This window comes from Bradyrhizobium genosp. A, from assembly GCF_049949275.1.
Taxonomy (GTDB): Bacteria; Pseudomonadota; Alphaproteobacteria; order Rhizobiales; family Xanthobacteraceae; genus Bradyrhizobium.
In genome coordinates this window covers 533,760-553,617 of the sequence record NZ_CP188196.1, presented here as the reverse complement: position 1 = coordinate 553,617, position 19,858 = coordinate 533,760, and the positions used below count along the sequence as shown (strand labels likewise).

General features: G+C 64.0%; 19 protein-coding genes. 9 read left to right on the top strand and 10 right to left on the bottom strand.

Going from position 1 to position 19,858, the window contains the following annotated elements; translation table 11 throughout:
* Nucleotides 1-5 precede the first annotated feature (5 nt).
* The 3 genes from ACP2YP_RS02555 to ACP2YP_RS02545 form a co-directional block, all read right to left on the bottom strand.
* Complete coding sequence (locus ACP2YP_RS02555) at nt 6-479, bottom strand: chemotaxis protein CheW (RefSeq protein WP_426422079.1); 474 nt, start codon at nt 477-479, stop codon at nt 6-8.
* Nucleotides 480-502: 23 nt separating this feature from the next.
* Complete coding sequence (locus ACP2YP_RS02550; protein ID WP_426422078.1) at nt 503-3,310, bottom strand: hybrid sensor histidine kinase/response regulator; 2,808 nt, start codon at nt 3,308-3,310, stop codon at nt 503-505.
* Between the two features lie 420 nt (nt 3,311-3,730).
* Nucleotides 3,731-4,198 (bottom strand): response regulator, encoded by a 468-nt coding sequence (locus tag ACP2YP_RS02545; protein WP_426426452.1) that lies wholly within the window; start codon nt 4,196-4,198, stop codon nt 3,731-3,733.
* A 455-nt stretch (nt 4,199-4,653) separates the two neighbouring features.
* Here ACP2YP_RS02545 and ACP2YP_RS02540 point away from each other — a divergent pair, with 455 nt between their 5' ends.
* The 4 genes from ACP2YP_RS02540 to ACP2YP_RS02525 all read left to right on the top strand — a co-directional run bounded on the left by ACP2YP_RS02540 (nt 4,654) and on the right by ACP2YP_RS02525 (nt 7,125).
* Entirely contained in the window at nt 4,654-5,364 is a 711-nt protein-coding gene (locus ACP2YP_RS02540; RefSeq protein ID WP_426422077.1) for a Crp/Fnr family transcriptional regulator, read from the top strand.
* Nucleotides 5,365-5,558: 194 nt separating this feature from the next.
* The gene (locus tag ACP2YP_RS02535; protein ID WP_426422076.1) at nt 5,559-6,254 is read left to right on the top strand and encodes a Crp/Fnr family transcriptional regulator; all 696 of its coding nucleotides are present in this window, start codon (nt 5,559-5,561) and stop codon (nt 6,252-6,254) included.
* Between the two features lie 146 nt (nt 6,255-6,400).
* Nucleotides 6,401-6,778: an Hpt domain-containing protein gene (locus ACP2YP_RS02530; protein ID WP_426422075.1), complete on the top strand. Its 378-nt coding sequence runs from the start codon at nt 6,401-6,403 to the stop codon at nt 6,776-6,778.
* Nucleotides 6,779-6,876: 98 nt separating this feature from the next.
* Nucleotides 6,877-7,125 (top strand): hypothetical protein, encoded by a 249-nt coding sequence (locus tag ACP2YP_RS02525; RefSeq protein ID WP_426422074.1) that lies wholly within the window; start codon nt 6,877-6,879, stop codon nt 7,123-7,125.
* Nucleotides 7,126-7,163: 38 nt separating this feature from the next.
* Here the strand turns inward: ACP2YP_RS02525 and ACP2YP_RS02520 are convergent, their stop codons facing one another.
* The gene (locus ACP2YP_RS02520; protein ID WP_426422073.1) at nt 7,164-7,781 is read right to left on the bottom strand and encodes a LuxR C-terminal-related transcriptional regulator; all 618 of its coding nucleotides are present in this window, start codon (nt 7,779-7,781) and stop codon (nt 7,164-7,166) included.
* 342 nt (nt 7,782-8,123) lie between these two features.
* Here ACP2YP_RS02520 and ACP2YP_RS02515 point away from each other — a divergent pair, with 342 nt between their 5' ends.
* The 3 genes from ACP2YP_RS02515 (at nt 8,124) to ACP2YP_RS02505 (ending at nt 11,612) form a co-directional block, all read left to right on the top strand.
* Complete coding sequence (locus ACP2YP_RS02515) at nt 8,124-9,287, top strand: hypothetical protein (RefSeq protein WP_426422072.1); 1,164 nt, start codon at nt 8,124-8,126, stop codon at nt 9,285-9,287.
* Nucleotides 9,288-9,689: 402 nt separating this feature from the next.
* Nucleotides 9,690-10,115 (top strand): hypothetical protein, encoded by a 426-nt coding sequence (locus ACP2YP_RS02510; RefSeq protein WP_426422071.1) that lies wholly within the window; start codon nt 9,690-9,692, stop codon nt 10,113-10,115.
* A gap of 282 nt (nt 10,116-10,397) precedes the next feature.
* Nucleotides 10,398-11,612, top strand: a complete 1,215-nt coding sequence (locus ACP2YP_RS02505) for an EAL domain-containing protein (protein WP_426422070.1) — start codon at nt 10,398-10,400, stop codon at nt 11,610-11,612.
* An 81-nt stretch (nt 11,613-11,693) separates the two neighbouring features.
* On the opposite strand, the gene ACP2YP_RS02500 is transcribed toward ACP2YP_RS02505, so the two are convergent.
* The 3 genes from ACP2YP_RS02500 to ACP2YP_RS02490 all read right to left on the bottom strand — a co-directional run bounded on the left by ACP2YP_RS02500 (nt 11,694) and on the right by ACP2YP_RS02490 (nt 14,151).
* The gene (locus ACP2YP_RS02500; RefSeq protein ID WP_426422069.1) at nt 11,694-12,197 is read right to left on the bottom strand and encodes a GDYXXLXY domain-containing protein; all 504 of its coding nucleotides are present in this window, start codon (nt 12,195-12,197) and stop codon (nt 11,694-11,696) included.
* Between the two features lie 85 nt (nt 12,198-12,282).
* Nucleotides 12,283-13,557: a DUF2157 domain-containing protein gene (locus ACP2YP_RS02495; protein WP_426422068.1), complete on the bottom strand. Its 1,275-nt coding sequence runs from the start codon at nt 13,555-13,557 to the stop codon at nt 12,283-12,285.
* 432 nt (nt 13,558-13,989) lie between these two features.
* Nucleotides 13,990-14,151: a hypothetical protein gene (locus ACP2YP_RS02490; RefSeq protein ID WP_426422067.1), complete on the bottom strand. Its 162-nt coding sequence runs from the start codon at nt 14,149-14,151 to the stop codon at nt 13,990-13,992.
* Here ACP2YP_RS02490 and ACP2YP_RS02485 point away from each other — a divergent pair.
* Nucleotides 14,135-16,471, top strand: coding sequence for an Ig-like domain repeat protein (locus tag ACP2YP_RS02485; RefSeq protein WP_426422066.1), 2,337 nt, complete (start codon nt 14,135-14,137; stop codon nt 16,469-16,471). The genes ACP2YP_RS02490 and ACP2YP_RS02485 overlap by 17 nt on opposite strands.
* A 73-nt stretch (nt 16,472-16,544) precedes the next feature.
* Here ACP2YP_RS02485 and ACP2YP_RS02480 read toward each other — a convergent pair whose 3' ends face one another.
* The 3 genes from ACP2YP_RS02480 to ACP2YP_RS02470 form a co-directional block, all read right to left on the bottom strand.
* Nucleotides 16,545-16,850: a hypothetical protein gene (locus ACP2YP_RS02480; RefSeq protein ID WP_426422065.1), complete on the bottom strand. Its 306-nt coding sequence runs from the start codon at nt 16,848-16,850 to the stop codon at nt 16,545-16,547.
* A 65-nt stretch (nt 16,851-16,915) separates the two neighbouring features.
* Nucleotides 16,916-17,818 carry an SDR family oxidoreductase gene (locus ACP2YP_RS02475; protein ID WP_426422064.1) on the bottom strand — a complete coding sequence of 301 codons (903 nt, stop codon included), beginning with the start codon at nt 17,816-17,818 and terminating at the stop codon, nt 16,916-16,918.
* 47 nt (nt 17,819-17,865) lie between these two features.
* Nucleotides 17,866-18,606, bottom strand: coding sequence for an SDR family oxidoreductase (locus tag ACP2YP_RS02470; protein ID WP_426422063.1), 741 nt, complete (start codon nt 18,604-18,606; stop codon nt 17,866-17,868).
* Nucleotides 18,607-18,722: 116 nt separating this feature from the next.
* Here ACP2YP_RS02470 and ACP2YP_RS02465 point away from each other — a divergent pair, with 116 nt between their 5' ends.
* Entirely contained in the window at nt 18,723-19,625 is a 903-nt protein-coding gene (locus ACP2YP_RS02465) for a LysR substrate-binding domain-containing protein (RefSeq protein ID WP_426422062.1), read from the top strand.
* The last annotated feature ends 233 nt before the right edge of the window (nt 19,626-19,858 follow it).

The window sequence follows — 19,858 nt, the reverse complement described above, 5'->3', positions numbered from 1 at the left end:
AAAGTTCAGGCAGCCATTTGCACTTCGGTCTTGAGCTCGAGGACGCGATCGACGTCGAGGACGACCATGAGCTGGCCGTCGAGACGGTGGACACCGCCGGCGAGCTTGGCCATGCGGGGGTCGAGATTGACCGGGTTGTCTTCCTTGCCGTCCTCGGACAGGCGCAGCACTTCGCCGATCTGGTCGATCAGCAGGCCATAGGATTCGCCGCGCATGTCGACGCCGACCGCCATCGCCGTCTTGCCGTCTTCCGGCTTGGGCAGGCCGAGCCGGGCGCGCATGTCGACCACGGTGACGATGCGGCCGCGCAGGTTCAACACGCCCGCGATCTCGCGCGAGGACAAGGGAACGCGGGTGACGCGCTCGGGCATGAACACGTCCTGGACGCGGGAGATCGGCAGGCCGAACAGCTGGCCGCCGATCATCGCGGTGACGTACTCGACCATGGCGCCTTCGCCGGTTTGCATCTTCTTGGTCATATCGATCTCTCCTCAGGTCCCGCTCAGGCTGCCGCGCGGCTCAGATCGGAGGCGCCGGCGGCACCCGCGGTCTGTTCCTTCAGCGCCGCGATCAGACCGGGACGGTCGAACTTGGCGACATAATCGTGGAAGCCGGCCTGGCGGCCGCGCTCGATCGCGGCCGGCGACACCAGCGCCGAGAGGCCGATGATCGGCATCGAGCCCAGATTGCTGTCGGAGCGGATCACTTCCGCAAACTCGAACCCGTTCATGTCGGGCATCTCGATGTCGGTCAGGACCACGTCGAAGCTCTGCGCGCGCAGCGCTGCCAGGCCCTCCTGCGCGGTCGGCGCGGTGCGGACGCGGTAGCCGGCGGCTTTCAGCACCGGCGCCAGCATGTTGCGGAAGAAGGCGCTGTCGTCGACCAGCAGCACCGCCTGCGAGTGCATCGACGGCTTCATCTCCTTGCGGGTGAACCAGTCGGCGAACGCCATCGGCAGGAAGTGGCCGACGTCGATCACCTCGGTGGCCTGGCCCTTGATCACGGCCGAGCCCAGGATGCCGCTAGCCGAGCCGCCGACCTCGATGTTGAGCCGTTCCTCGACGATGTCGATGATCTCGTCGACGACGAGGCCCATGGAGCGGCCGTCATCGGCGAACACCAGGATCGGCTGGACGCCCTGGGTCGCGATGGTGACGCTCTCCATGGCGACGAGCGGCATCAGCTGCTCGCGGTACTGCACCATGTAGCGGCCGTTGGAGAACTCGATCTTGTCGGCCGGGAGCTCTTCCAGACGGGTGACGAGCCCGAGCGGGACCGCCTTGGGCTGGGCCGAGCCGGCGCGGAAGACGAGGAGCGAGGTGGTCTGCTCGCCCGAACCGATGTGATGCGCGCCATTGTCGTCGGCCATGTCATGGGCCGAGGAGCCGGCAGCACCGAGCGCCTTGGCAATGCCGTTGGGGTCGATGATCATGATGACCGCGCCATCGCCTAAAATCGTGTTGCCCGAGAACATGTCGATGTGGCGCAGTTTCGTCGACATCGGCTTCACGACGATTTCTTCGGTATGGAACACGCCGTCGACCACGATACCGAAGGTCTGGCTGCCGACCTGCGTGACCACGATGAAGCCGTTCTCGGGATCGCTGGCGGCGCCGTCGTCGATCTTGAGGAGCTTCTTCAGATGGATCAGCGGCAAGAGCTTGTTGCGCAACCTGAGGACAGCGGTGTCCTTGATGCGCTCGATGCGGTGCTCTGAGTTGGCGCGGGCGCGGACCAGCTCGACCACCGAGAGCTGCGGGATCGCAAAACGGTCGCCGGCGGCCTCCACGATCAGCGCGGAGACGATCGCCAAGGTCAGCGGGATCTTGATGGTGACGGAGGAGCCTTCACCGGCCACCGACTTGATGTCGATGGTGCCGCCGATCTGGTCGATATTGGTGCGGACCACGTCCATGCCGACGCCACGCCCCGACACCGAGGTGATGGCGGCCGCGGTCGAGAAGCCCGGCGCGAAGATGAACTTGTGGATCTGGGCTTCCGACATCTTCTCCAGCTCAGCCTCGGTGACGAGACCGCTAGAGATCGCCTTGGCCTTGATCTTCTCGGTGTTGAGGCCGCGGCCGTTGTCGGCGATGCAGATGATGATGTGGCCGCCTTCATGATAGGCGGAGAGACGGATGGTGCCCTGCTCGCCCTTGCCGCTGGCAAGACGCTCGGCGGGGGTCTCGAGACCATGATCGGCGGAGTTGCGCACCATATGGGTGAGCGGGTCCTTGATCAGGTCGAGCACCTGGCGGTCGAGCTCGGTGTCGGCGCCGTGCATCTCCAGCTCGATCTGCTTGCCGAGTTCGCTCGAGAGATCGCGGACGATGCGGGGCAGCTTCTGCCAGGCATTGCCGATCGGCTGCATGCGCGTCTTCATGACGCCTTCCTGCAGCTCGGCGGTGACGTTGGAGAGACGCTGCAACGGCACCTTGAACTCGGTGTCCTCGTTGCGCCTTGAGATCTCCAGCAGCTGGTTGCGGGTCAGCACCAGCTCGGAGACCATGGTCATCAGATGCTCCAGCGTATCCACGTTGACGCGGATCGACTGGTTGGCGACACGGTCGCCTTCGCTGGCTCCCTCGTCGGCCGTCGACTTCTTCGGCGCGGCCTTCTCCTTCGCCTTGGCAGCTTCCTTTGCAGCTTCTTTGGCAGCTTCCTTGGCGGCGGGCGCGGGCGCTTCAGCAGCCGGCGCGGGCTCAGCCTTCGCTTCGGCGGGCGCCGGGGCTTCGATCGCGGTCTCGCGGAAGGCGCGCTCGAGATCGTCGAGCGAGACCTCGCCCGGACGCAAGGGTCGCTCCAGGGTCTGGTCGATCAGCGTGCCCGTGGTCATCTCCTTGGCGGGAGCGGGCGCCGCGGCGGCGGGCGCTTCCGGCACCAGCGGCGGGGCTTCAGCAACGGGAGCGGCAGCGCCGGCAGCCATTGCCGCCATACCCTGCTCGACCATCGCTTCGAGCTTGTCGATGAGATCGCGGTCGTTGCCTTCGGGCTCGGCTTCGGTCGCTTCGAGCCCTGCGAGGATCTCCTTGATGCGGTCGATCGACGACAGGATCAGCGTCACGGCCTGACCGGTCACCGGCATGCCGTCGCGGAATTTGCTCATCAGCGTCTCGCCGGCATGCGCCAGCGCTTCAAGCCGCGGCAGTCCGAGGAAGCCGCACGTACCCTTGATGGTGTGGACCAGGCGGAAGATGTTATCCAGGATCTTGGCGTTGTTCGGCTCCTGCTCGAACTTCACCAGCTGATTGTCGACGGTGTCCAGGCTCTCGCTGGTCTCCGTCAGAAACTCCCGCAACAGATCATCCATGAGCTACGCCTTGACTGAGCTGGACCTCGACGCCTGCGCCGCCCCTGGAATCGGCGGAAGTCCGCTCCCTAGATCGTTAGACAACCCATTTCACGGTCCCGTTAATTTCATCCTCCGTGCTAATACGGATATTGAAGCGAAGTTTGCTGTTCGACCGCGCGAGGCTGCGGTTGTCGGCAAGTCCCGCACGCGGCATCGGGCCGGAAGCGCAACAGGTAAACGCGCCGATAACAGCGTCACGACATGCGCAAAAAAATCCCGCCAAAATCGGGAGATATGCACGGTCCGCGCGAATTGACTCAAATCACGCGCGATTGGAATCGCGTGTGCGACTGCCTGTCGATGTTGTGCTGAAATCCGCAAGGGCTGCGCTCGCGGTAAACGGACTCTTACCTCACGAGCGTCGCGGACAATAACGCGCTAACCCAGCCGCGCAGCAGCGGCATGACGCTCGGCAAGACAGTCCTTGACGGCTGCCAGCAGCGCATTCGGCGTGAACGGCTTGCGCAGGCAGCGCGCGGCGCCGAGCTCGAGCGCCATCCTAAGGAAGTCGGGCGCGGGCGAGTTCAGATCTGCGAAGGCATAGCCGGACATCGCGATCAGCGGAATGGCGGGTGCTTTGTCATGAAAGAGCCGGATCGATTCGAACCCGCGCATATGCGGCATGAAGATGTCGACGATCATCAGGTCGAACTGTTCATGCGCAATCGCGCGAAGTCCCGCTGCTCCTCCGTCGGCAATCGTCACCCGAAAATTTTTCCGCTGGAGATAGATCTCGATGGCCATGCACACCATCGGGTCGTCGTCGACAACGAGAATATGGCGCGGACTTTCTGTGTTCGTTTGAATTTCTCGTTTCGGCGATCCAATAATTGAACCGTGGCGCACGCCTTTCTCCTCTCGCTTGCACTGAAATGGTGATGACCGCACGCACAGTCGGCCTTGCGCAGCGTGCGAACGGGATGAACGCAATATCTGCGGCGAGGCCACGCAATGGCGCGAAGCAATTTCTGATGGCTAAGAAGAATCGATGAAGGAGCGAAATGGTGCGGATCGGCGGACAACCGACGGACATGCGGATGCATTGTCTGCCATCGATTGCGCGTTTCCAGCTCACGAAAGCCCCCTTGCCACTTGTTCCCGGCCAAGGACGCAGGACTGGCTTGCCGGTCGCACGCACGAATCAGCACGCAGTTCCTATTTCCGCCGCAAATGCGGCAGGCTGTCTGCCCCTCAACAGGTATATAGACAGCCGCACAACCATTAATATAAATTTATTTTAGTGCGCAACCGGATGTCGAATGCGCGGCGTCGACGTCGCATCGAACGCTGGATGATCCTGCATGATCGCGAGCGGACCACCGCCCAACCGATTGCTGCAAATGCTCGACGCTGCCGACTTCGATCTGTTGCGCCCTCATCTCATCACGATTGAATTGGTCAGAGAGACTGTCTTAGGTGAAGCAGGCGCAGCGCTGAGACACGTCTACTTTCCTCATAATGGAACCGTTTCAATCACGGTCGGTCTTTCCGAAGGACAGGCGATCGAGGTGGCAATGCTCGGCCGCGACAGCGTTGTTGGCGGCGGTGCGGCGCTCGCTGACGGGATCGCGGCGTCGGACGCCGTCGTGCTCTTCCCCGGGACCGCGTCCATGCTTGAAATCACGGCTTTTCGAACCATCGCCGCTACCAGCGCGCCGTTCCGCAGCCTGATGATCCGGCATGAGCAGGCGCTGCTCGCGCGTGCGCAGCAATCCCTGCTCTGCAATACGCTGCACCCGATCGAGGCACGGCTGGCGCGCTGGCTGCTGCGGGCCCGGGATCTGTCCGACAGCGAAACCCTCCCGCTGACGCAGGAGACTTTGGCTCAGATGATGGGCGTCCGGCGCAATGCCATTTCACTGGTCGCCCACGCGCTGCAGCGTGCCGGCATCATTCACTACAGCCGCGGCCAGATCGAGATCATCGATCGTCGGGCCCTGGAGGTGACCTCCTGCGATTGCTATGCCGCCGTGAAGGCCCACTGCGTGCGTCTGCTGGAGAGACCGCGATGAGTGCCACCATGGCCGGCTGCATGCCGGTGTGCACACCAATCAGTATCAGACGATTGGGGGCGCAGCTGTGAACAATGAACCAATTGCCAATATATCCCGCCGCGAACATGATGGAACTTACCCGTGCAGGGAAGTAGCGGACTCGGTGACGAGCGTTCCACCGGCGGATGAGACGGGAGGCAGATTTGGAAACGATGGTACGCCCATCCAACGGTTTCCTGTCGGCACTGTCGGCAGACGATTATGAATTGATCCGTGCACATCTGCACACGGTCGATCTGCCGCATGACGCCGTGCTGGTCGAAACCGGTGAGACGCTCAAGCGCGCCTATTTCCCGCACCGTGGCGTGATCTCGCTGGTCGTGAAACTTGCCAAGGGCGAGCATGTGCAGGTGGCCATGATCGGCCGCGACAGCCTGCTCGGGACACTCTCGACCATGGGCGATGCCTGCGCGCTGAACACGGCGGTCGTGCTGGTTCCCGGCGTCGCGTCGGTGATGGACCTCGACCGGCTGCGCATCGCGGCCGAACGGAGCTCCACCCTGCGGACGCTGCTGACGCGCCATGGGCTCGCGGTCTACGCGCAGGTGCAGCAGACTGCGGGCTGCAACGCGGCGCATCCGGTGGAGGCGCGGTTGTCGCGCTGCCTGCTGCACACCCATGATCTGTCGGGCGACTACCGATTGCTGCTGACCCAGGAGGCCATGGCGCAGATGATCGGGGCGCGGCGCAACAGCGTGTCGCTGGTCGCCAATACCTTGCAGCAAGCCAATTTCATCCATTACAGCCGCGGACACATCCATATCCTCAATCTGGAGGGGCTGCGCCAGACGGCGTGCGAATGCTATGCCACGGTCAAGGCCCAGTACGACCGGCTGCTTGGGCCCTGAGGGGCGCCCGGACGCGGCGCATGGTAAAGCAAGTGCTTAATCCCGCCTACAAACACCACACATCTCGGGACCAGAACCGAAATCGGAATGGCGTAGATGTCCCGGACGCCTCGCACCGCGACGCGCATTACGGGGACCGGGACACCATGTTCGACGCCGCTTTCGCGCCCGTGCAGGGCGCGCTCGATACCGCGCCCCTGCGCGAGCCCGGCGCGTTCAACGTGCTGGTGCGCGAGATCGGCGAGGACGGCGCCTGTGAAGTGCGCGCGGTGTTCTGGAGCGAGACGAGCGCGCGGCTCGAGCTGTTTCACACGCTCGCGCTCGGCCAGCATCGTGGCCGGATCGCGCGCGAGGCGCATTCGCTGAAGAGCACGGCCGGGACGTTCGGCTATGTCAGGCTCGCGGCGCTGGCGCTGCGGCTCGAGAGCACCGCCGACACCCTCGATGACGCCGAATTCAGCGATTTGCTGCGGCAGATGGATGAGGCCTTCACCGCCGCGAAGGCGCAGGAACCGCAGGGCTGACCATCCCCGCCTGCACCCCGCCGTACTTATACGGTTTGCAATTTTCACGGATGACTAATCATAGGCGGCGATAGTCGCCGGAAACCAGGAGGGTTTCCATGTTCACCTATGAGACTGCGGACCAGAAAGAGGTCCGTCGCTTCCGCATCGCACAGTTCAACGGCCGGATGGCCACTGTGAAGGCGGGCGAGTCCACGGTGACGGGTTTTGTCCGCTCGGTGCTGGAGCAGGATTCGACGATCCCGCCGCGCTGGACCATCACAATCATCCCGACTGCGCCGAAGGAAGAGCCGAAGGCGCTGCGGCCCAATTCGCGCGTGCGCCCCTTCGCCGAAGACTATTTCTAGGTGGTGCGCCGCCGCGAAGGCGGCGCGAGACCACAGCTTCAATCGATCGAATGCAGCAGCGCCGCGCGGACGAGGTCGGCGGTGTTGCGCGCGCCGAGCTTGCGCATCGCTTCGGCCCGATGGCTCTCGAAGGTGCGCGGGCTGATCTGCATCCGCAGCGCCCCCTGCTTGTTCGAAAAACCCTCGCTGATCAACCGCAGCACTTCACGCTCGCGCTTGGTCAGCCGCTTGCCCGACAGGCTCGACAGTTCGGAGCCCGTCTCGCGCGGCGCCGGCAGCGCGCGGCCGGCCTTCAACTCGGAATCCCCGGTCTTGGACGGCGCGGGCAAGGCGCCCTTGTGGGTCCCGGCGAGCTGCTTGACCAGGCCGCAGACGCGCTCGGTCTGCGCCAATGCATTCTCCACCACCTGCTGCAAATAGGCGCGGTCAGCCGAGACAGGCGCGAGCAGGCCGCTGTGGTGCTTGATCTCGCCCATGTAGAGCAGGAGTGCGGTCAGGGGACCGTTGAGCTCGCGGGCAATGGCCGCGGCCATCTCGTCGGCCGCCTTGGCACGGGCGGCGTTCAGCCGGACGAAATCAAGCTCCTCGGCCGGAGCAGCGCTCTCGAACCATTCCGACGGCCGCGAATCAGCAACCGTATCGTTCTGTGACCCCATGTGACTCGTTTAGCGGAACCCGGGGCGATCCGGGGTTAACTTTCTGCTCCGTAAGACTACGGTGATTTTGTCAGTTTTGTGCTGAAATGCCGACATCGGCACAATTTGTGCTTGCATCCCTGCGTCATCGACTATGTCAGGGTTGATATTTCGACCTAGACCGTCGGCAGAACGGCAAAGGCCTTCTTAACGATCACCGCCGCGCCCGGCCTAGAGCCCCCGGATTTTACGGATTAATTAACGGCGACCTGCTTCTCTTTGTCACAATTGAGAGCGCGCAAATGCCTCCATGCACTGGGCCACCGTTAGGCCTGCTGGAATCGTTGCGAGAGATTGCGTGCCATGAACGAGGTCGACCAGCTATCGGAGTTCCTGCAGAAGCTGACGCCGTTGTCGCGCAGCTGTCTGCTGAGCGAGCTCGAGCGGCTCGAGCTGTGCGGCATCGACATGCCGGGCGCGGCCGAGATCCAGGCCAAGCTGCGCGCCGAGTTTCGCAAGGACGGATCAACCCAGGCGCGCGCCACCAGCCCGTCCCGCTATTTCTTCGCTCCACTCGAGCTGCTGCTGATCGACGGCGCGCCTGAGCACGCCAATGCGGGACGGATCTCGCGCAACACGCTCACGCCGATCTGGGAATGGATCTGCCGCGACCTGCTGCCGACCATGGCGCGCGACTACGTCAAGGCGATCAACGACCAGGTCACCGCCAACAATCCCAAGGAAGTGCTGAAGATCGCGACGACCTTTCAGGTCAAGGTCGTCAAGGTGCTCGAGAACACGCTCGCTTCAGCCGAGAGCACCGAACTCGCGCGCGGCAAGCTTGCGCAATACACGGCTTCGCGCACCGCCTTCGACGACGTGAAGAAGATGCAGCAAGTGCTGCGCGCCGGCGACGCGCTGCCGAAGTTCAACGAGAAGCTGCCCGAGACCATCACGAAATTCGACGACGGCCAGGTCGCCCAGATCACCGCGCAGCTCGACGCTTTCAAGAAGGCGAATCCCGGTGCGCTGCCCTTTGCACTGACGCTGGTGGCGAGGCGCCTGAAGACGTTCTGGCAACTCGCATACCTTGCGACCAAGGCGGCCGCGAGCAAGAGCGCTGCCGAGGTTGCAGCGGCGCCCTATGCTTGCGTCGTTCCCATGGTGCTCGACCGGCTCGACGACAAGCGCCTCGCCCTGCGGATCGCACTCCGGCACAACCGTTTCCTCGTCGCACGCGACCTGCTCACCGAAATCTACGACGCCGAACATGCGCTCAAGCTTCGCATCGACGGCATCGAGCAGAGCCAATGGGGCGTGCGGCTTCAGCAATTGATGGACGCGATCGCGGCACTGGTGTCGGCCGAGGTCAGCCGCTTCCCCGCCAATGTCGGTCACATCCTCGGATCACGCCGGCTGCGCAGCCAGGATACGCTGGGCGGCAAGCTGAGCCATCTGGCCTGGAAGGGCCGCGACGCCGTGCAGGACGGCGCGGCGGCGCTTCGCAAATTGATCGGGGCGACTTAGAGCATGATCCGGAAAAGTGTGGAGCGGTTCTCCGACAAGATCATGCTCAAATAGAAAACGTTCCCCCTGGGCTATTCGGGCGCGTGCGGCAGGCACAGGAAGCGATCGAGAAATCGCCCTGACATGACGAGCCTGAACCACCAATAGATCATCCGCCGCGTCGTCATAGCTGCAATCCCTGACAGCCCACCACCCACCGGCTGGTCGGACCAATAGCGCAGGTGCAGCAATACGCATGTGAGGTGCTTCACACCCGTTGGCTCAGCAGCCGGGCGAGTTGTCGCATCACTGTCACGCGCGATGCCGGAACATGCGCGCATCGCGCGAAAATGAATTCATCGACGGAACGCGTCGCCCCTATTCTCCGATGCACCGCATGCTGCATTGTGAAGGACATAAGCGATGAGATCGATCCGACTAGCGTTGATGGTGACGGCGTGGCTGACGGGCGCATGCGCGCTCACACCGGCGACGATGGCGCAGACAGCGCCGCCCCCGGGCAACGCCGCGCCGACTGCCGACAATGCCGTCCTGCTCACCGTCTTCTTCAAGCACGACCAGTCGCGCCCGCTCGGCGAGCTGAATGCGCAACTCGACAAGCAAGGCTTCCGCAAAGCCTTTCCACCGGCGGGTGTGGAGGTCGTGAGCTGGTACGTGATGATGGGCATCGGCCAGGTGGTCACGCTGCGGCTGCCGGCTTCGCGGCTGCGCGAGGTCAACCGCATCATCGAGGACACGGCATGGGGGCCGTACCGCACCGAGTTCTATCCGACCTATGACTACAAGCCGGTCGGCATGGCCGAGCACGACAAAGCCGCAGCCAATTGAGGCGTTCATTATTCAATTGGGCGAAGCGCGCGCAGCTTCGTCCAATTACAGGACACGGCCGCGCTCGCTGCCAAACTTCACGTTGCGAAAATCCTGCATGATTGTCGCACGCAGGTGCGCAACGCGCGGCCAGACGTAAAAACTTCTCGAAGGAAATCCGAACAATTTTAGAATTGATGGGGGCTTTAACGTTACCCAGATAATTCAACAATCGGCCGAAGCCCTCCTTATTTGAAACTGCTCCCGTCGCTAACACCGGTCGCGGAACGGGAGTGGTTTAAGATGAACGATGAAATTGTTGAGTTCGCCGGACGAAGGCCCAAAACCTTCGGACGGCGAAAAGTAACGCCGCGCGCATGTGTCGCCGACGGCAAGCGCCATCTGCGCGCGTTCCTCGCCGAGGTGCTGGAGGATATTGGCTTCGTCACCAGCGAATGCGCCAGCGCCGACGAGCTGAAGACCGTGCTCGCCGGTGAGCTGCCGGATCTGATTCTTTTCGGAGTCGCCGCTGATGGCATCGAGCCCGGCACATTTCTGGAGACGCTGGTGCGCGAGGCCTTCGACGGCAAGGTCCTGACCGTCGGCGCCCGCGAGTCGATCATCGTGAAGGCCGTGCAGCAGGTCGGAGAAGAATACGGGCTCGCGATGCTGCCGCCGCTCACCACGCCCTTTGCCGCGGAGACGCTGCGCGATCGCGTCGCGATGCTGCTGCCGGACGAGCCGGCGCCGAGCCCGGCCGTTCATGTCGGCGAGGCCCTGCATGCGGGCTGGCTCGAGCTCTGGTACCAGCCCAAGATCGACGCGCGCACGCTGATCCGCAGCGGCGCCGAGGCACTGGTGCGGATGCGCCATCCGACCTGGGGCGTGGTGCCGCCGGCCTATTTCATCCCGGAAGAGCATGATCCGCATCTGCGCGATCTCTCGGAGTTCGTGATCGAACGCGCCATGCAGGACTGGCACTATCTGCTGGAGCAGCAAAGCCCGGTCGATCTCTCGATCCACCTGCCGGCGTCGTATTTGAAGGAACCGCAGGCCGTGCGCGACCTCTGCCGCCGCGTGCCGACGCATCCGGCCTTCGGCGGATTGACGATCGAGATCAACAGCGAGGAAGCGATTCGCGATCTCGAGCTCCTGACCGAAATCTCGCGCGAGATGCGCCTGCACAATATTGGCCTGTCGATCGACAATCTCGGCGCCAATTGGCCGTCGCTGATGGATCTCGACAAGATCCCTTTCATCAAGCTGAAGGCTGATCGCCACTTCGTGACCGGTAGCGCCAACGACCGCCTCAAGCGCACGGTGTGCCGTCACATTGTCGAACTGGCTCAGGGCTATGGCGCACGCGCTGCCGCCGAGGGCATCGAGAGCCGCGCGGACCTCGTCGCAGCAAACGAACTCGGTTTCGATCTCGTGCAAGGCTTCCTGTTCGGAAAGCCGATGCCGCTCAAGAAATTTGCGCGGAGCGCGCTGACGCGGACGGTGATGGATCAGGCGTGATGCATGCAGTCTCAGGCATACCGCCGCGCAAAGAACACGCAGACGACGACCAGCGCGGTCGCGGCAGGCGCGGCCCAACCGCTAGTACCACGGCTCCTCATAGACCGGCTCGCCGTCGAGCAGCAGCCGCTTGATCGCGGCGCGGCCCGAGGGCAGCACGGCGGCGACGACGCGCAGCTTCTGCTGGTTGCGGGCCTGCTCGAGCTTCCTGCCCTCGCCTTCCGGCACGAAATAGCTTTCCAGGCCGTATCTGATCGTCAGCCTGTCGCAGAAGGTGCGGCTGGTCGAGCCGCAGGAAGAAGCGATGCGGCCCCGGATCAGCACGTCGGGCGCCGCGACCGTCACAGGCGCCGCATGCACGGAAACGGCCTGATAGAGGCCGTTGGCATCGGGCGCGAGCTTGACGAACACGACGGGATTGCGCTCGGCGGTCGGCTGGCCGGCGAGCGCGCCTGCCGGCAGTTGCGAGATGTCGTAGCCGAGCACGACATAGTCGCCGCGCAGGAGATCGCGGGGATCGACCGGCCGGGTCTGCAAGGTCACCTCCGTGCCCTCGCGCAGGATCCGCACGCGATCGGCGACCATCAGAACCAATATCGCACATTGAAGCAGGATGGCTGCACCGAACAGCACGCTTTCGGGATGCGCTGCCAGAGCGCGGCGAGCTTCATCATCGTTCAGCCCTCGGCAGCGCGCGATTGAGCGCGGTTGCGAAGACGACGGCGATGACGCCAGCCACCGCCAGGAAGGCCGAGCGGCGCAGCAGCGAGCCCTTCACCGCCCAGGTGATCGCAGCGATGACGCCGGCGATGCCGAGCCAGCCGGCGACGATCCTTGGACGCACATCGTCGAGCACGCCGGAGACCACGAGGCACAGCATGGCGCAGAGCAGCGCGGCATAAGCGAACCAAGGCTCGCCGGCCGCGGATGCCGGCCAGATCGGCGCCGCGAGCAGCACGAGCCCGATCGCGCATGCCGCGAGGATTTCGCCGACACGCTTCGTAACGCCGGCGGATGCGAGCGCGAGGATCACACCCGCGATCCCGCACAGGATCGCCCACAGCGGCTGCGCCGGCGCCGTGCCGGTCCGGAACCGCAAGAAGAGATCATCGACCGTTGCCACCTCCAGGAAGGCGACGACGGCCAGCGCGAAAGCCCCATAGACCGCCAGGACGGACCCAAGCCGGAGCGCCCGCGGCGATGGCGCCGCGGCGATCGCGAGCCCGGCGCCGAACAGCAGGGCCGCGCCGTTCGCCAGCACGAATGACGGTTCGGCAGCATCGAAGTCGTAGCGAAGCGACGTCGCGATCCACCATGGCAGCACGGCGATCGCGACGAGGTGAGCCGCGACCTGTGAATTCCACGCGAACGCGACGGCGGCGGCGATGAGCCAGGCCACCACGAACTGAAGATGAAGCGCGTCCGGCGCATCATAGACGCGCATGCAGGTCCAGATGCAGGCGGCGGTGAGCCCGACCGCGAGCGCGCCGCGCGAGCCGGTCAGCAGCGCCGCGGCGAAGGCGCCGATCGACCACAGCAGCATGCCGCCGGCAAAATCGTCGCCGAGATGATACATCTGGCCGACCAGCGCGATGCCCGCACCAAAGATGATCGCGCCGATGCTGGCACAGAGATCGGCAAGAACAACGCGGCCCGTCGCGGCGAACCACGCGCCCAGGCCGCCGGCGACGATCATGCCGGCAAGCAGGATCACGAACCGCAACAGCCGGGCGATCTCGGTCCAGTGCGCCGCGACGAAGGCGAGGAATGCGGCCGCGATCAACAGGCCGCCGACGATGGCAACGACGACCGCGATGTTGATGCCCGGCGAGAGCGGCGGCAGCGCATTGCGAATGGACGCGGCGGCCGCCGGCGCGATCACGCCATCGGCTTCCCATTGCGCGAGGTCAGCCTCGAGGCGTTGGCGATAGGTCTTGTCGAACATCGTGGTGGATCACCTGGCTGCCGGCCGTCGGCGGGATGTTGGTCGGACCGCGCCGGTGGCAGGTTCAACCTGGCTCCGTTGTGGGTGCGGGGCTGTCGGTTGCCGCGGGATCATGATCAGGCCCAAGTCGAAAACAACCCCATGCACAGTAGGCGGCCACTGCCGGCACTGCGCTCGCTGCATCCAGCGAAATATCTGATCCGGCGGGCAAAATGCCGAAAGCGAGGCATACCGGACGCTGGTATGCGTCAATCGCTGACGCGGACATCTTCCCGAGCACGCTCGTGCTTGGCGAGATACGAAAGGGCGGCAAAACCCTGCTGCCTGCCATCTGTCCCGATCTCAGATCTGGCAGACTTGCTGGTGCGAAACGGCAACAGGCGTCGCCTTATTTTTTCGCTTTGCAAAACCTGCATTGACGAGGCCCAGCAATCAAATATTGCTGCAACCTGATATTGCGGAAATCGGTTCGTGTACACCTTTCGGGTGGGATACTTTGCCAACATCGGCTTTCATAGCCGCTTTGCGCGGCAAGGCCGCGCCGGCGGCGATTGCCATATTGGCGATGATGTGGGCGATGGCGCTGTCGGCCACGGCCGCATCGGCGGGACCGGCGACCCACTTCTTGGTCTCGGCCCCTTCCTCCGCAACCGCGGGCACGGCTTTCAATTTCACCGTCACGGCGCTCGATTCCGGCAATAGTGTCGACACGACCTACAGCGGCCCGGTGCATTTCACGAGCACTGACGGGGCCGCGACGCTGCCCGCGGACTCCACGCTGACCAACGGTGTCGGCACGTTCTCGGCGACGCTGAAGACTGCGGGCAGCCAGACCATCACTGCCACGGATACGGTGACCTCCTCGATCACCGGCACGTCCAGCACGATTGCCGTTTCCGCGGCTGCGGCAACGCACTACACAGTGTCCGCGCCCGCTTCGGCAAACGGCAACGTTGCATTCAGCTTCACCGTCACAGCGCAGGATCAGTTCAACAACACGGCCACCGGCTATGCCGGCACCGTGCATTTCACGAGCACTGACGCCCAGGCCGTGCTGCCGGCGAATTCCACGCTGACCAACGGTACCGGAACGTTCTCGGCGACGCTGAAGACCGCAGGCAGCCAGACCATCACCACCACGGATGCGGTGACCTCCTCGATCACCGGCACCTCGGGTGCGATCAACGTCTCAAGCACCGGAGTCACGCATTTCACCGTTTCGGCACCGGCGTCGGCAACCGCCGGCACCGCTTTCAACTTCACCGTCACGGCACTGGATTCCTCCAACGCCGTTGTGACCAGCTACAGCGGCACCGTGCATTTTACGAGCAGTGATGCGGCGGCCACACTGCCCGCGAACGCCACGCTGACCAACGGTACCGGAACGTTCTCCGCCACGCTCAATACCGCGGGCAACCAGACCATCACCGCCACCGATACTGCGAATGCAGCGATCACCGGCACCTCGAGCGCGATCGCAGTCAGTGCCCCGAAACCGACGACGACCACACTCGGTTCATCGCCCAATCCGAGCGCCGCCCGCCAGACTGTTACGTTTACGGCGACTATCACCAGCAGTGGCGGCACGCCGACAGGAACAGTCACTTTCAGCGACGGCGGAGTGGCGATCGGATTGGCGTCACTCTCGGGCGGCATCGCCGTGTTCGCGACGACGCAGCTATCGACGGGTAATCACACCATCACCGCCACCTATGCGGGGGCTGCAGGCTTCGCTGCCAGCGCGTCGGCGGCACTTCTCCAGGTCGTCAATGCTCCTTTGGACAGCCTGAAACTGCGAGCGATGCAGGTCATGACTACCCCCGTGGTGGCGCAGGTGTCCGGGCAGGCGATCTCTGGCGCGGTCGATAGCGCAATCGGAGAGGCGTTTTCGCCGGGTGGCGCGCTGATCACGCCGAGTGCGAGCGGAATCCGCGTCAACTTCGCGGCGTCTACCGACGGGCAAGCTGCGGCCAGTGCGTCGCAGGCGATCGATCGCAGCGCGCCGCTCAATCCGGCCGAACGCGATGGGGCATCTTCGCGCGTTCAGGATGCGTTCAGTGCGCTGGCCTATGCGGGGCCGACCAAGGCGCCGCCGATGCGGGCAACGGAGCCAAGAGACTGGCTCGCATGGGCCGAGGTCCGCGGAGCCGTTCTCGATCACTTGTATTCCCCGACTCTGGGTGCTGCGGCCCTTTACGGCGATCAGGTTAACCTGCTCGCGGGCGTCTCCCGAAAAATCCTGCCGAACTTCGTGATCGGAGTCCTCGGCGGGTGGGAGACGTTCGACTATCGTTCGGACGGGCTCTCCGGACATCTGAAGGGCGATGGCTGGACTGCGGGTGCTTATCTCGGTTGGAAGCTGACCGACAGCATCCGCTACGACCTCGGTGCCAGCTACTCCGGCATCGGCTACGACGGCACGGCTGGAACCGCGGCGGGTTCGTTTACGGGCAGACGTGTGCTGGCGGTGACCGGTTTCACGGGCACCTACGGCCTCTGGGGTGCCGTGCTTGAGCCGTCGGCCCGTGTGTACGCCCTGTGGGAGCATGAAAATGCCTACACGGACACGCTCGGGACACTCCAGGCGGCCCGCAACTTCTCGACCGGTCGCGCCAGCGGCGGCCTCAAGCTGATCTTTCCATTCCAATGGACCGCGTCGGTGGGGCTGACGCCGTATATCGGCGCCTATGGCGACTATTACTTCAACACAGACGACGGAAGGGCCGCGATTTCGAGCCTGGTCCCTGCGGCTCTTGTGCAGGACGGCTGGTCGGCCCGCGCTGTCGGCGGCATCTCCGCGAGATTTGTCGGTGGGGCCCAAGTCGCCATCGGCACCGAGCGCGCGGGTATCGGCAGCAACTTTGCGCTTTGGACTTACCGGGCACGCGCCTCGATTCCCTTCAGCGCTCAATAGTCGCGTTCGCTTCCGGCATGGCGAACGCGCTTCGCTCCGCCTGCAACCACTCCGCCGCTGCTATTGGTCAAATTCATGATAACGCACTCCTTGGTTGGGCGTCCGGGAGGGAGCCGGTTGCCGCGAGATGGATTGAAAGCCTGGAAAGAGGCTGTGCGAGCGGGCTTAGCGCCCCTCGGACACCCACTTGAGCGTGGCGGATGTCCCGATCGCGGGTGGCAAGATCGCTTGCCATCTGGCCTTGGGGCTGGCCAGCGGCGATCGCCGCGCCGGCCAGTGTCGCGAGCATGGTCGCTGCGACCAGGACTGCGGCCTTGGCCAAGCGTAACGACTCCGTCGGTTTGCGCGCTTCGCGCGCCGCATCGATTGACGTCTGCATTGTCTGTCTCCTTATGTGCTGGAATGTCATCACCGTCACTGCTGCCAATGGGCCCGCAGGGATGCCTAGACGAGGACGCTGGGCTTCAGCAGGTCGGAGAGACCGACCCGATGAAGCATCTCCGCACGCAGGCGGTCGAGCACGATGAAGCCGACATTGGCGCCGTCTTCGGTCGGATCGTAGTGGATCCGGAACGGACGCTTGCCGAAGGGCATGTCGACGACCTTGACAATCTCGTCGGCCACGCCGCTGGGCTCGGCGTCGTCGGGGACGATTGCGGCGAACGCCTTCAACACCTCTTCGCCGAAGCCCTTGTAGGGGCCAGCTTCATATTCCGCGACCCGCGCCTCGTCTGCCGGACGCCCGGAATGCGCGAAGTGGTTCGTGCCCTTGGTGAACGCGCCCGGCACGACGATCGTCGTCTCGATGCCCCAGCGCGACAGCTCGCGCGCATAGAGGACGGCCAGCGAATCCATCGCCGCCTTGGCCGCGAAATAGGGCGCGAGATAGGGCGGCGTTCCGCCAGCGGAGCTGCTGCTCGAGATCCAGAGAACCAGACCCTGTTTCGCCGCGCGCATGTGCGGCAGGACGGCCCGGTTGACGCGTTGCGTGCCGAGCACGTTGACGTCGTACTGCACCGCGAATTGCTCGGGCAAGAACGCCTCGGCCGGGCCAAACATCATGTGACCCGCATTGTGGACCAGCACGTCGATCCTGCCGCTCTCAGCCATGATCTTCTTGACCGCCACATCGATCGACGGCTCGGACTGAACGTCGAGCTCAATCGGGCGCAGGTCGACGCCATCGCGCTTCGAGGTCTCGGCCATCTCGGTCGCGTTCTTGGCGTTGCGGCCAGCGATGTCGCGCATCGAGGCGTAGACGGTGTTTCCGGCCTTGGCGAGCGCTTCGGCCGTCAGGCGGCCGAAGCCGCTGGAAGCGCCTGTGATGAGAATGATCTTCTTGCTCATGATAGAATCTCCATTGTCAGCGTGTTGAAGTTTGAAGGGGATGCGGGTCAGATGATCCCGCCATTGGCGCGCAGCGTCTGGCCGTTGATCCAAGCGCCGTCCGGGCCTGCGAGGAAGGCCACCGCGTCGGCGATATCCTGCGGCTGGCCGAGACGTTCCAGCGGCGCCAGCTTGGAGAGGCGCTCGATCACCTCCTGCGGCTTGCCGTCGAGGAATAGCTTGGTCGCCGTCGGGCCCGGCGCGATCGCGTTGACGGTGATGTTCCGTCCCCGCAGCTCCTTGGCGAGAATGCTGGTCATGGCCTCGACCGCGGCCTTGGTGGCGGCATAGACGCCATAAGTCGGCTGCAGCAACCCGGTGACGCTGGAGGAGAAATTGACGATCCGGCCGCCGTCGCGCAGGCGGCGCGCCGCTTCGCGCAGCGTATTGAAGGTGCCCTTCAGGTTGACCTTGATGTGGCGATCGAACAGTGCGTCACTGCTGTCAGCGATGGTCGCCAGGCTCATGATGCCGGCATTGTTGATCAGCACGTCGACGCCGCCGAACGCGGTTTCAGCCGAGTCGAACATGCGCGCCACCGCGGCGACATCCGAGATGTCGGCCTGGGCCGCCACGGCGTGGCCGCCGGCCGCTTCGATCCTAGCTACGACTGCCGCAGCCGAGACGGCGTTACCGGCATAGTTCACCACCACGGTGAAGCCGTCTTTGGCCAGGCGCTCGGCGACCGCAGCACCAATGCCGCCGGACGCGCCGGTGACGATGGCTATTCTGTTAGTTTCGGTGGTCATGATCCGTCTCCTTGGAGTTGGGCACCGGTCATCGGCGCTCGATGAAAGCAAGATGCTCCTTCCCATTCGGCGGATAATCATGCATATTTCGACATCATAATTCGAGCTGCCGAATAATGGATCGTTTCGACGCCATGCGCGTCTTCACCCGTATTGTGGAACGGCGCAGTTTCACCCAAGCCGCTGACGATCTTGGTCTGCCGCGCTCCTCGGTGACTGATGCCGTGAAGGGACTGGAGGCGCGGTTGGGGGTACGGCTATTGCGGCGCACGACGCGGCAGGTCAGTCCGACCCTGGATGGCGAAGCCTACTATCGGCGCTGTGTGAACCTGATCGCGGACATGGAGGACGCGGAAGGCGCCTTCGTCGGAGCCAAACCTTCGGGCCTCGTTCGTGTCGACGTTCACGGCACCCAGGCGCGGTATTTCCTGTTACCGGGCCTGCCTCGATTCCGGCAGCAATATCCCGATATACGGCTGCACTTCAGCGAAGCGCACCAACCGCTGGACATGATCCGGGAGGGACTCGACTGCATCCTTCGGGCCGGCGAGCTGAGCGACAGTCCGCTGATCAAGCGGCGCCTGGCGCTGCTCGACAGGGGGACCTTCGCCAGCCCGGATTATCTCAGCCGTTTCGGCATGCCGCGAACGCCTGACGACCTCGCAGGTCATGAGATGGTCGGATTGCTTTCGCCGGACTCCGGCGAAGTCGCTTCGCTCGTCTTCGGCGTCGCCGGCAAGGCGCGTCAAGTCACGTTGCCAGCGATGGTGACGGTGACCGGTCCAGAGACCAACGTTGCGTGCGCGTGCATGGGCCTCGGACTGATTCAGGTGCCGCGATATCGCGTCAGCTCCGAGCTTGCCAGCGGCGCGCTGGTCGAAGTGCTCGCCGGCTTTCCACCGTCGCCGCTGCCTATCCACGTCCTCTACTCCCATACGCGGCAACTGTCGCCGCGCCTGCGTGTGTTCATAGACTGGATGGCAGAGCAGTTCCGCGACCGGCACTCGCCGACTGAATGACATGCGCATGAGACCCGTTCCCCTTTTGTCGCCTGCCGCGACGACCCGGCGAAGAACGCATGCGCTGGTTTTTAATTTTGCCTCGGTTGGGCGCGAGGCTCTGCTGGATAGCCGCTTTGCGCCATAAGCAGTCGTTCGATGTCTCGGTGTAGCGTCGTTGTTCCGGCGTGCCTTATCTTGAACAAGCCCAGAAGAACCCCGATTCTGAATGACGGGCCTCCGAGCGCAAATCC